Origin of the sequence: Bacteroides sp. 2201st1_D9_2201SCRN_220225, assembly GCF_040928965.1 — a bacterium.
In the GTDB taxonomy this organism is placed as follows: Bacteria; Bacteroidota; Bacteroidia; order Bacteroidales; family Bacteroidaceae; genus Bacteroides; species Bacteroides stercoris.
In genome coordinates this window covers 1-10,963 of the sequence record NZ_JBCODG010000105.1, presented here as the reverse complement: position 1 = coordinate 10,963, position 10,963 = coordinate 1, and the positions used below count along the sequence as shown (strand labels likewise).

Below are 10,963 nucleotides of genomic sequence, written 5' to 3'. Positions count from 1 at the left end.
GGCTGGAAGGCAGCAACAATATTATCTTGCTGACAACAGAGCGTTATAAGGAATATCCGATGATGATACAAGGCTACGGTGCCGGTGCCGGTGTAACGGCTGCGGGAGTATTTGCGGACATTATGAGTATTGCGAACGTTTAATTAAGTACGAACTTCGTACTTGGATTTCAAGATTCATGGGTATGAAACACATTATTATATTAGGTGACGGTATGGCCGACTGGCCTGTAAAGTCTTTGGAAAGCAGGACTTTGTTGCAAGCAGCTAAAACGCCCTATATGGATAAGCTTGCCCGGATGGGGCGTGTAGGCAGGTTAAAAACTGTTGCCGACGGATTTCATCCCGGCAGTGAGGTTGCCAATATGTCCGTTTTGGGCTATGACCTGCCGAAAGTATATGAGGGACGCGGCCCGTTGGAAGCGGCAAGTATCGGTGTAGACCTGAAGCCGGGTGAAATGGCGATGCGCTGTAATATTATCTGCATTGAAGGAGATGCTATCAAGAACCATTCGGCGGGACATATTACGACCGAAGAAGCCGATGTGCTGGTGAAATATCTGCAGGAACATTTGGGTAATGAGCGCGTGCGTTTCCATACGGGTGTGCAATACCGGCATTTGTTGGTAATAAAAGGTGGAGACAAGCGTATAGCCTGCACTCCCCCGCATGATGTCCCTCTGAAACCCTATCGGCCGTTGCTGGTAAAGCCTATGGCAGGTACGGAAAGTATCACCGTTCCCGAAGGACAAGCCGATTTGACCCCGCAACAAACCGCCGATCTGATTAACGATTTAATCATGCGTTCGCAAGAATTGCTGAAAGAACACCCCGTCAATAGGAAGCGTGCAACCGAAGGCAAAGACCCGGCTAACAGTATTTGGCCGTGGAGTCCGGGTTATCGTCCGCAGATGGAAACACTTTCGGATAAGTTTCCTCAAGTGAGGAAAGGCGCTGTAATCTCTGCCGTAGATTTGATTAACGGTATCGGCTATTATGCCGGACTGCGCCGCCTGACGGTGGAAGGAGCGACCGGACTGTACGATACCAATTACGAGAATAAAGTGGCTGCCGCTCTTGACGCACTGAAAACGGATGATTTCGTTTACCTGCATATCGAGGCCAGCGATGAGGCGGGACATGAAGGAGACATTCCTTTGAAGATGCTGACCATTGAAAATCTGGATAGCCGCGCCGTAGGTCCTATTTATGAAGCGGTGAAAGATTGGGAAGAACCTGTCGCCATTGCCGTTTTGCCCGATCATCCCACTCCCTGCGAGCTGCGTACACATACCAACGAACCGGTACCTTTCTTTATTTGGTATCCGGGTATTGAGCCGGACGAGGTGCAGACTTTTGATGAAGTGGCGGCTTGCAGCGGCAGCTACGGTCTGATGAAAGAAGATGAGTTTATAAACGAATTTATGAAGGGATAATGAGATGACATGCCCAAATGTGCTGATTATTATTCGGTGCAGCGTCATAGTCTTTAATTATTAATTCTTTAATATTTAATTTAATATGCAATATTATAGTACCAACAAACAAGCTCCCGATGTTACCCTCGAAGAGGCGGTAGTGAAAGGGCTTGCCGCAGACAAAGGACTTTTCATGCCCTTTACCATTAAACCGTTGCCGCAGGAATTCTACGACAGCATTGATACGCTTGGCTTTCAGGAGATAGCCTATCGGGTGGCGGATGCTTTCTTTGGGGAAGATGTTCCCGCAGATACATTGAAGCAGATTGTGTACGATACATTGAGCTTCGATGTCCCTTTGGTGAAAGTGACGGAAAATATCTATTCCCTCGAATTGTTCCATGGCCCTACACTTGCCTTTAAGGATGTAGGCGGCCGTTTTATGGCGCGCCTGTTGGGCTATTTTATCAGAAAAGAGGGTAAGAAGCAGGTTAATGTATTGGTTGCTACCTCGGGTGATACGGGCAGTGCCGTTGCCAATGGTTTCCTCGGCGTAGAAGGTATTCATGTTTATGTGCTCTATCCGAAGGGCAAGGTCAGTGAAATTCAGGAAAAGCAATTCACTACGTTGGGACAGAATATCACGGCTCTTGAAGTGGATGGCACGTTCGACGATTGTCAGGCATTGGTGAAAGCGGCTTTCATGGACAAGGAGCTTAACAGCCGTTTGCAACTTACCAGCGCCAATTCCATTAATGTGGCACGTTTCCTGCCGCAGGCTTTCTACTATTTTTATGCTTATGCGCAGTTGAAGCGGGCGGGTAAGGCTGCCAATGCCGTAATCTGTGTGCCAAGCGGCAATTTCGGTAATATAACGGCCGGTTTGTTCGGTAAACGCATGGGACTGCCGATAAAGCGTTTCATAGCATCCAACAACCGTAACGACATATTCTATCAATATTTGCAGACGGGTGTTTATGCGCCGCGACCCAGCGTCGCTACGATAGCCAATGCCATGGATGTGGGCGATCCGAGTAACTTTGCCCGTGTGCTCGACCTCTATGGCGGTAGCCATGCAGCTATCTCTGCCGAGATAAGCGGTGCTGCTTATACGGACGAACAGATAGCCGAAACCGTGAAGAACGTTTGGACAGATGAGCATTACCTGCTCGACCCTCATGGTGCATGCGGTTTCCGTGCATTGCAAGAGGGCTTGCAGCCGGGTGAGACGGGCGTCTTCCTGGAAACGGCTCATCCTGCCAAGTTCAAAGATACGGTAGAGAATATTATCGGTGAGGCGATACAGATACCGGAGAAGTTGCAAGCCTTTATGCGTGGCGAAAAGAAGAGTCTGCCTATGTCGAAAGATTTTGCAGACTTCAAGCGCTATTTAATGAATGTCTGATTACCGGTTGTTTCTGATAGGATGAGGTGTCAAAACTAAAAAAATATCAAAGGAGTTTTGACGCCTCTTCTTGTTTTCCTGTGGGAATGCTTTTTATCTTTCCGGCTTTATGGCTATTATCCCAAAGCACGAGTATTTCTATTTTTAGAAGGCTGTGGCGGTAGAATAGCGTATAGTCGGGACAAGGAGTGATATATCGTATGTTATCCACTTCCGTGGCTTGTCCGATGAAAGGATTTAGAGTAATGCGATGAAGTGCATTCTGGAAGAGTGAGTATATAATCTTTCCCTGTTCTTTGTTTCCAAACCTCTGCACTGAGGATAACAGCAGGCTCCTCAGTTCCCCCTTGGCAAGTGGCGACCAATTTATTTGTTTAACCATGACTTTACTTCCTTATTGATTGTAACATCTTCTTGCCCTTCTCCGTTTTCCAGTTGCCGGCAAGCGGTTTGGATATCCTGGCGTAGGCGGGTGGAGAATACGAGCACTTGTTTGGTGGGGTTTGATGCCTGTTTGGGTTCTGTTTCTTTCATTTTTCAGTCTCCTGTTTCCCTAAAAACATTGCAAAGTTGCGAATTGTTTAGGATAACGTTCCGTATGTTTCCGAACATTTCCCGGTGCTATGCGTTCTCACTACCTCGAACTCAATGTAGATAGTCTCATGAAAGATAAAAAGCTGGAAGCCAATCTCAGTATGGTTGCGTCCCGTGTCATGGCGGGTCTGAACATGAACGGATTGAAGTATTTATTGCCTTTGTGGTTGGGAGCTTTAACGGGTGTTACCATACGGTGCGTGTTTGCGGCAGTGGCTTTTTGGTTGACGGGTTGTTTTATAAAAGAAGCGGCGGTTACCAGGAAGCAACGCATCATGCTGTTTTGCCTCGGGGCGTTCGGGCTTTATGGATTTATGTTCTGCTATCTGCTGGGCATCAGCAAAACCACTCCGGTTTCGAGCGCCATATTCAATTCGATGCAGCCTATATGGGTATTTCTCATTTCCGTTTTCTTTCTGCACGAGAAAGCTACGGTAATGAAGATTATCGGTATAGCTTTGGGGTTTGGCGGTGCGATGTTGTGTATCTTGACGCAGGGAAGCGATGATTTGGCACGCGATGCCTTTACCGGCAATTTGCTTTGTATGATCAGTTCGTTTGTATTTGCCGTTTATCTGATTGTAAGCAAGAAACTGCTGGAGAAGGTAGGAGTAGTGACAATGATGAAATATATATTTGGCGGAGCTGCTGTTTCCGGCATAATCGTTTCGTCCGTTGCAGGGTGGGATGCACCGATGTTTGCAGAAGCCTGGAAGGGCGAGTGGCATTGGACGGCGTGGGCTGTACTTGCATTTATCCTTATTTTCCCTACTTATCTCAGTTACTTCCTGGTTCCTGTCGGGTTGAAGTACCTGAAGACTACCGTTGTCGCTATTTACAGCTATCTGATATTGGTAGTGACCACGGTTGTCTCGCTTTCTTTGGGACAGGACCGGTTCAGTTGGACACAGGCCGTTGCCATTGCTATGATTTGTATCAGCGTGTACTTTGTGGAAGTGGCTGAGGGAAATTCAAAAAAACCAGATACTCCCCTTCCGCCTCAATCGTAAACTCTGTTCCGATGCATTCGTTGAGAGTGCCCTGCCACCAGTTGGTGAAGTCGCTGAGAGGGTATACCAAGCCGAGCCCATGCAATTTACGGGCATTGAAGTTGATGATGGATACTTGCTGTCCCGGTTGGCAGGTAAAAGTACATGTGTTCCGGCAAGGGATGAAGATGCCGTGATCTGTATAAGTCCGTACATCGGCTCCTGCACGCATATAGTCCATAAGCAGGCTGATGTTTCCCAACGTATGGTCTTCGCGTTTGCCGGTGGCGCCTACGATAGCTATCCGGCGTTTGCCTTGCGATAACAGGTAGTTGACGGCTTTGGTCTGGTCGTTCGTTTCTTGTTCGGCAATGCGGTGAAGCAGATGCCCGTACTTCTTGCGGTTCTCCTCACTGATGGAGTCGCCGTCACCTATAATAAGATTGGGGGTATGTCCGTTCCGGATGTATTCGTCTGCACCGCCGTCGCAACAGACTACGTAAGGCGCATCTGCCAATATCTGCAAAGGCAGGGGAGCGGTAGGATATTCCCCGTTTGCTAAAACCACAGCTTCCACTTTCATAGTTGATACTTGCTAAATCGGAATTTATAAATCATAAATCAGCCTCTTTTTTCATCAGCTTCTTCCATTTGAAATAGCCAAAGATAGCGATTATTGTGTAAAGGCCGTACAATGCAGCGGTAAAATCGAGTCCTTTATAGATGTACAATCCTGTACTCACAGCATCTACGCCAATCCAGGCCCACCATTGTTCTACATATTTACGTGCCAGCATCCACATGCCGACAATGCTGAGCGCGGTAGTGAAGGAGTCCAGCCAAGGGACATTGCTGTCTGTAAAGTTGATAAGCACCCAGGCAATGCCGGCAAGCGTAACGGCAAATACCGCAATAAGCGGCAACAGATACCTTGACGGCATGCAGGTTATGGGAAGCTCCTGTTGTTGGTTTTCCATATCCGGGATTTTCCTTTTCAGGATTGTCCGGCGTAAGAATGCTCCGTATTTCCACATCATCCACCCATATATGGCAGCTCCGAGGTAGTAGATGTTGATACCGAAGTCTGCATACAGCCCCGCATTGTAGTACACGAAGATATAGATAGCAGGCATTATGATGCCTGCTATCCAAAGATATATACTTGCCCGATACTCCAGCCAGAGGTAGAGAAGCCCGACAAGTGTTCCGATAATTTCGAGTGTCTGCTCCATAATCAAATTTAGAAACTCAAGGAGATATGTCCTAATACATTAGTGCCGGCCTGTGCGGCATATCCGGCATAATTGTAGCGCACTTTCTGTCCGTTCTCATAATAGAAGCCGCTGCCTGCGTAGCCATTGTTCTCATACTCTTCGTTGAAGAGATTGTAGATGGTACAGCCTACAGTTATCGATTTTGTTTTGGGCAACGTGAATGTGTACGATAGGTTCAGGTTGCTGACGAAATAGGCATCCAGAATATGGTCTTTGCAATTCAGGTTGCTCATGTACTGTTTGCTGACGTATTGCGATTGTAAAGATGCTTCAAAGCTCTTGTAGATATATCCGAAACGGTTGTTCAGCAGAAAGTCGGGAGAGAAAGCAATGTGGGTATCGCCCAGATAAGTGCTCCATGTGTCGCCGGTCGGGTCTTCGTTTTCATAAAGTGTTTCGGTAAAGTTTTCTACACGGTTGCGGCTTAGCGTGGCGTTGATGTCCCATTGGAAACCGCAAGGCAGCTTTAAACCTGCCATTAGTTCGATACCCATACGGTAGCTGTCGGGTACGTTGGCGGCTACGGCTTCACCGATTTCGTTCAGTTCGCCGGTCAGCACCAGCTGGTCTTTGTAGTCCATGTAGTATAGATTGGCGCCGAAAGTCAGCCAGGAATTGGCAAAGGTGTATCCCAGCTCGTAGTCGAACAGACGCTCTGCTTTGGGGTGTTCGGTAAACTTGCCGTCCGTATAGTTGTTGCGTGTCGGTTCTTTGTGGGCTACGCTGAAAGAACCGTATATCCGGTTGTTGCGGTTGATTTGCCATGACAGCCCGGCTTTGGGGTTGAAGAAGTCGAACTTCTCGTGAATGGCAAGTTGTTGCAGACCGTCATTGGTAACGCTGTTCCACTTGTCGTTCTGTCCGTACATTTTATAAGAGATGTGGCGGTATTGCAAATCTGCATAGGCATTGACCCCGTTGCATAACTCATAGTTGGCTTTCAGATAGAGGTTACCGTCGTTCTTTGTGGCATTGTTGCGGTAGTAGTCTTTGTCTGGGTCGAGGTTGCCGATGTAGTTTTTCACCCACAACACTTTGCCGAAGTGGTCGCCGTCATAGCGGTTCAGTCCGCCGCCGAGGGATGTATGAAGGCGGTTGCCCTTATAATTTACGGAGAAGATGCCGCCGCCGAACCAGTTGTCCATCGCTTTTTTACGGATAAGGTCGCTTTTGCTTACGGTTTCACCGTCATGTTCGTATGGCAACAGGCCATATTCCACCAGTTTGCGTCCGCCTTTGTATTCTTGATAGTAGCCATCTCCTTTGGTGTAGTGCAAACCTACGTTTACATTCCAGGCGGAAGTGAAGTTGTGGTTGAAAAGCAATTGGTAGTTCTTTTGTACGTAGTTGTCCGTTTGGTCTTCATAGAAATGGTCGGTGCCGTTGTCGTCGGTGTACATATATCCGCAAGAGTTATAACGGCGGCCGTATTTCTCCATTTCTTCTTTACTGGCATAATTCCAGGCATGGTAGGTACGCTCTTTGCCGCCAAATGTTATTAACTTGATAGAAGTGTTGTCGCTGTAATATCCGCCCTGCAGGTAGTAAGAATTCAGTCCGACCGATGCGCGGTCGATGTATCCGTCCGAACTGATATTGGATAGGCGGGCGTCGAAAGACCAATGGTCGTTGATAAGTCCTGTTCCTGCTTTTACCGTTTCTTTGTGTGTATTGAACGACCCGTACGAACCGTTCAGCTCGGCATACGGTTTCAGTGAGAAGTCTCCGGTCTGCATGTTGATACTGGCTCCGAAAGCTCCTGCACCGTTGGTGGAAGTTCCTGCGCCACGCTGGATTTGCATGTCTTTGACGGACGATGCGAAATCCGGCAGGTTTACCCAAAATACATTGTGACTTTCGGCATCATTGATAGGAATACCGTTGGCGGTGACGTTGATGCGTGTTCCGTCCGTACCGCGTACTCTCAATGTGGTATACCCGATACCCGCTCCGGCATCACTGGTAGTGATGGCAGAGGGGGTCATACTCAACAGATACGGCAAGTCTTGTCCGAAGTTCTGTTTTTTAAGCTGTTCTTTGTTGATGTTGGTAAATGCCACCGGAGTGGTTCCTGTGGCGCGTGTAGAGATAATCTCTACTTCTTGTAAGTCTATTACCCGCAAACTGTCTTTTTCCTTTGTCTGTGCGCAGACATTCAGCGCTGCCATAAACAGGCATGCTGTCATTGCATACTTTTTCATTTGCAATTTGAACTATTAAAGATTACTACAGAAAAGGGGAACTTTTCTTCTTTTCCCTACGTCGGCACTACCCGAATCAGGTCAATGGGTATGATCTCAGCCCGTAATATTAGGGCACCCCTTAATTGAAATCAGAGGCAAAAGTATTTCTTTTGGTCGAAAGGTACAAATAATGTGAACGAAAAATGGATTTATTTGTTAATTTTGTATTCATTAATCCATTAAACTATAATCATTATGTTATCATCTTTATTAATGGCGGCGTTTGTCGCCCAGGCTTCTGAAGAGGGATTCAGCAAGCTTCAGATTTTTATGCAGCAACTGATTGATTGGGGGGTAGGAGCCGGCGGTCGTATTATAGGGGCAGTTATAATCTTTGTGGTTGGGCGTTTCCTTATTTCTTTCATTAAAAAACTTGTGTCTAAACTACTGATGAAGCGGCACATTGATGCGGGTATCCAAAGTTTCGTCAAGAGTCTGGTGAATATTCTACTGACAATTCTGTTAATTATTGCCGTTATCGGCAAGTTGGGAGTTGAAACAACTTCATTTGCAGCTTTGTTGGCATCTGCCGGTGTAGCGGTGGGTATGGCGTTATCCGGAAATTTGCAGAATTTTGCCGGCGGACTTATCGTCTTGCTGTTTCGCCCGTTTAAGGTAGGTGATTGGATTGAAAGCCAGGGTGTGTCCGGTACGGTGCGCGAGATTCAGATATTCCATACAATTCTTACTACGGCCGATAATAAGGTGATTTATATTCCTAACGGTGCTTTGAGTAGCGGTACTGTGACTAATTACAGTCGTGAGGATACCCGTCGCGTAGACTGGGTTATTGGAGTGGAATATGGCGAGAATTACGATAAGGTGGAAAGTACCGTACGCCGTATACTTGCTGCCGACAGTCGTATTCTGAATGCTCCGGCGCCTTTTGTCGCCCTTCATGCTTTGGATGCCAGCAGTGTAAATATTGTTATCCGTGTTTGGGTGAAGAGCAGCGATTATTGGGGAGTTTATTTTGATATGAACAAGACTATTTATACTGTATTCAACGAAGAAGGAATCGGTTTCCCGTTCCCGCAACTGACAGTGCATCAGGCAAAGGATTGATAGGAAAGTCGAATGTTGAAAGAATATTGAGGTCAAAATACATCTGATGATTTCTTTTAGGCACGGAATTACACGGATTTCACGGAAAAAGAATGAAGAAAAATCTGTGTTTTCCGTGTAATCCCGTGCTCGGAAAGAAACAAATAATAGGCGAATTTTAGTTTGGATATAGCCTCACTGATATGTATACATTGTTTTACATTTCGTACACTCCGAGTTCTTCTTCTACTTCTTCACAAATATTTTGCTCAAGATTAAGCAAACGGTTTATTTCCTTTCGTTTGTTCAAGTCAGTGAAATAACTCTCTACTACTGCATACAGATTAAATCCCGTTGTGGAACCTGCTGCCAGTTCCAATGACTCAACCAACTGCTCTACCGCCCGATGAATGCGTTTCTTATCAATGAAATGCAATTCATTACTATGAATCAAGTTCTTTTCCATAATGGTCGTTTCTTTAAGTTTGTACAGTTATAACGCTCTGTTAGGTAAGTTAGTTCATGCGGAATGCTGTGTGTGAGAATTTGCAATGTCACTTTTATTTTTATATTTGCAGGAAAATACAAATTAAAGCGATGGGGATTCTGTTTATTAAAATATTACGCATTTTTGTGGTCTTGGCCGTATTGTTCTCGGGCACTATGGGATATGTGATTTCTGAGAAAACATTGGCAGCCTGGTGGATACCTGTTGGCGTAGCATTGGCGGCAGGTATGTTGACTCTTCCTCTCTATCGGAAGTGGATATGGCTGACGACCGTAGAGAACAGGATTGTGAATGTACTGTGTCATTTGGTATGCGTGGGTTCTTTCTGTTATGTATTGTTTCTTTCAGGCAACAATTTGTTGGCGGACGCTGACGAGTATGAGGTAACTGTAACCGTACTCGATAAACGTATGGAGCAACATGAAAAACGGCGCAAGGTAGGAAAGCATCGTTATGTATCCGATGGTATGCGCTATGAATATTATCTCGAAGTCGCTTTTGATAATGGTACGGTAAAAACATTGCATGTTTCTCGTGCCGTTTATAGGAATGCACAGAAAGGGCAGCCGAAAGCCTTGTCTTTAAGTCAGGGCGGATTTGGGCTTCCGGTTATAAAGCAAGGTATATAGTGACAGATAAAGTTTTGTTAGTGACTTTAGGAGTGTATTGAATTATTTCAATATTGGTTTCTGCCACATTATCAAGTTGAAAGAGCATAAAGTAATTCTGTCAGTATATTCTTATCTAAAATAATAAATAGTTTTCCTTTATTCAGGTAACTTATAGCTCGGTTTCATTGTACAAAAAGAATCCAAGGAAGCTGAAAATGTAATACAACAGGTGGTCTGTAAGGTTAGTAACACGTAGATTAAAAAGTGTGAAAAGAAAAAAGGGGGTGTAAGGCGGAATTTTTTGTCAATGGGAATACACGCAAACAATCGTTGGAAGAAAGTGTAATATGCTGTTCAGAAAAAGGATGATTGGTTTGCAGTACAAAAACAATGAACAGAAATATTCTTAAGTATAGTATTCACTTTTTCTGTTTGTATTTCTTTTCCTTGTATGTGTCCGTATTGTTTTCTTCCTGTGCCGTTAGTCCCGTTAGCCTTTTTCTTGTGTCCGACACCCGGGTGTCGTGCATACCGAGACCCGGATGTCGAACATGCCGAGACCCGGGTGTCGAACATGTCAAGACCCGGGTGTCATGCAATGCCCTTCCGTATCTCCGTGTTTTCTTTCCACCTTCCGTTGTTTCTTTCCGCGCGCATGCGCATATATTATAATGTATCCCTTTTGCCAGACTTTCCATCCTCCTTAAAAAATATGTTCTTCAACACATTTGTCAATCAGCGTCTTATAAAAATGTTCAAGAGAAACTCGAAAAAAATCCCCTTATATATTTGGCGCGTATATTATAAAGTCCTACTTTTGCACCCGCTTTCGAGAACGGGAGCAGCGATGTTTTGACATTCTGACAGGAACGGCGTAG

General features: G+C 45.7%; 12 protein-coding genes and 1 riboswitch. Of the genes, 6 read left to right on the top strand and 6 right to left on the bottom strand.

Features of this window, described 5'->3' with window-relative positions; translation table 11 throughout:
- From AB5903_RS20840 to thrC, 3 genes are all read left to right on the top strand, one after another.
- The coding region (locus AB5903_RS20840; protein ID WP_368118221.1) for a hypothetical protein at positions 1–143 on the top strand (143 nt) is incomplete at its 5' end.
- Between the two features lie 41 nt (positions 144–184).
- Complete coding sequence (locus AB5903_RS20835) at positions 185–1,435, top strand: cofactor-independent phosphoglycerate mutase (RefSeq protein WP_368118220.1); 1,251 nt, start codon at positions 185–187, stop codon at positions 1,433–1,435.
- An 85-nt stretch (positions 1,436–1,520) separates the two neighbouring features.
- Entirely contained in the window at positions 1,521–2,822 is a 1,302-nt protein-coding gene (gene thrC / locus AB5903_RS20830; RefSeq protein WP_217418322.1) for a threonine synthase, read from the top strand.
- Between the two features lie 46 nt (positions 2,823–2,868).
- On the opposite strand, the gene AB5903_RS20825 is transcribed toward thrC, so the two are convergent.
- Positions 2,869–3,204, bottom strand: coding sequence for a type II toxin-antitoxin system RelE/ParE family toxin (locus tag AB5903_RS20825; protein ID WP_022104757.1), 336 nt, complete (start codon positions 3,202–3,204; stop codon positions 2,869–2,871).
- Positions 3,189–3,356, bottom strand: coding sequence for a hypothetical protein (locus AB5903_RS20820; RefSeq protein WP_016660736.1), 168 nt, complete (start codon positions 3,354–3,356; stop codon positions 3,189–3,191). Before AB5903_RS20820 ends, AB5903_RS20825 begins: the two co-directional genes overlap by 16 nt.
- 128 nt (positions 3,357–3,484) lie before the next feature.
- Here AB5903_RS20820 and AB5903_RS20815 point away from each other — a divergent pair, with 128 nt between their 5' ends.
- Positions 3,485–4,426, top strand: a complete 942-nt coding sequence (locus AB5903_RS20815; protein WP_040315492.1) for a DMT family transporter — start codon at positions 3,485–3,487, stop codon at positions 4,424–4,426.
- On the opposite strand, the gene AB5903_RS20810 is transcribed toward AB5903_RS20815, so the two are convergent.
- The 3 genes from AB5903_RS20810 to AB5903_RS20800 are packed head-to-tail and all read right to left on the bottom strand — an operon-like array spanning position 4,353 to position 7,880.
- Entirely contained in the window at positions 4,353–4,988 is a 636-nt protein-coding gene (locus AB5903_RS20810; RefSeq protein WP_117667682.1) for a thiamine diphosphokinase, read from the bottom strand. The genes AB5903_RS20815 and AB5903_RS20810 overlap by 74 nt on opposite strands.
- 31 nt (positions 4,989–5,019) lie before the next feature.
- Positions 5,020–5,637, bottom strand: coding sequence for a nicotinamide riboside transporter PnuC (gene pnuC / locus AB5903_RS20805; RefSeq protein WP_005652246.1), 618 nt, complete (start codon positions 5,635–5,637; stop codon positions 5,020–5,022).
- An 8-nt stretch (positions 5,638–5,645) separates the two neighbouring features.
- On the bottom strand, positions 5,646–7,880 hold the full coding sequence (locus AB5903_RS20800) for a TonB-dependent receptor (protein ID WP_368118218.1): 2,235 nt from the start codon (positions 7,878–7,880) through the stop codon (positions 5,646–5,648).
- 36 nt (positions 7,881–7,916) lie between these two features.
- Positions 7,917–8,012: riboswitch (TPP riboswitch) on the bottom strand.
- A 123-nt stretch (positions 8,013–8,135) separates the two neighbouring features.
- On the opposite strand from AB5903_RS20800, the gene AB5903_RS20795 reads away from it, so the two are divergent.
- Positions 8,136–8,987: a mechanosensitive ion channel family protein gene (locus AB5903_RS20795; protein WP_005652242.1), complete on the top strand. Its 852-nt coding sequence runs from the start codon at positions 8,136–8,138 to the stop codon at positions 8,985–8,987.
- Positions 8,988–9,183: 196 nt separating this feature from the next.
- Here AB5903_RS20795 and AB5903_RS20790 read toward each other — a convergent pair whose 3' ends face one another.
- Positions 9,184–9,432 carry a hypothetical protein gene (locus tag AB5903_RS20790; RefSeq protein WP_117667686.1) on the bottom strand — a complete coding sequence of 83 codons (249 nt, stop codon included), beginning with the start codon at positions 9,430–9,432 and terminating at the stop codon, positions 9,184–9,186.
- Between the two features lie 131 nt (positions 9,433–9,563).
- On the opposite strand from AB5903_RS20790, the gene AB5903_RS20785 reads away from it, so the two are divergent.
- Positions 9,564–10,103, top strand: coding sequence for a DUF2500 family protein (locus AB5903_RS20785; RefSeq protein WP_022104765.1), 540 nt, complete (start codon positions 9,564–9,566; stop codon positions 10,101–10,103).
- Positions 10,104–10,963: the final 860 nt, after the last annotated feature.

Excerpts from the sequence above, each read along its gene's own strand:
- AB5903_RS20835 (WP_368118220.1), top strand. The coding sequence starts at position 185 with ATGAAACACATTATTATATTAGGTGACGGTATGGCCGACTGGCCTGTA.
- thrC (WP_217418322.1), top strand. The coding sequence starts at position 1,521 with ATGCAATATTATAGTACCAACAAACAAGCTCCCGATGTTACCCTCGAA.
- AB5903_RS20825 (WP_022104757.1), bottom strand. The coding sequence starts at position 3,204 with ATGGTTAAACAAATAAATTGGTCGCCACTTGCCAAGGGGGAACTGAGG.
- AB5903_RS20820 (WP_016660736.1), bottom strand. The coding sequence starts at position 3,356 with ATGAAAGAAACAGAACCCAAACAGGCATCAAACCCCACCAAACAAGTG.
- AB5903_RS20815 (WP_040315492.1), top strand. The coding sequence starts at position 3,485 with ATGAAAGATAAAAAGCTGGAAGCCAATCTCAGTATGGTTGCGTCCCGT.
- AB5903_RS20810 (WP_117667682.1), bottom strand. The coding sequence starts at position 4,988 with ATGAAAGTGGAAGCTGTGGTTTTAGCAAACGGGGAATATCCTACCGCT.
- pnuC (WP_005652246.1), bottom strand. The coding sequence starts at position 5,637 with ATGGAGCAGACACTCGAAATTATCGGAACACTTGTCGGGCTTCTCTAC.
- AB5903_RS20800 (WP_368118218.1), bottom strand. The coding sequence starts at position 7,880 with ATGAAAAAGTATGCAATGACAGCATGCCTGTTTATGGCAGCGCTGAAT.
- AB5903_RS20795 (WP_005652242.1), top strand. The coding sequence starts at position 8,136 with ATGGCGGCGTTTGTCGCCCAGGCTTCTGAAGAGGGATTCAGCAAGCTT.
- AB5903_RS20790 (WP_117667686.1), bottom strand. The coding sequence starts at position 9,432 with ATGGAAAAGAACTTGATTCATAGTAATGAATTGCATTTCATTGATAAG.
- AB5903_RS20785 (WP_022104765.1), top strand. The coding sequence starts at position 9,564 with ATGGGGATTCTGTTTATTAAAATATTACGCATTTTTGTGGTCTTGGCC.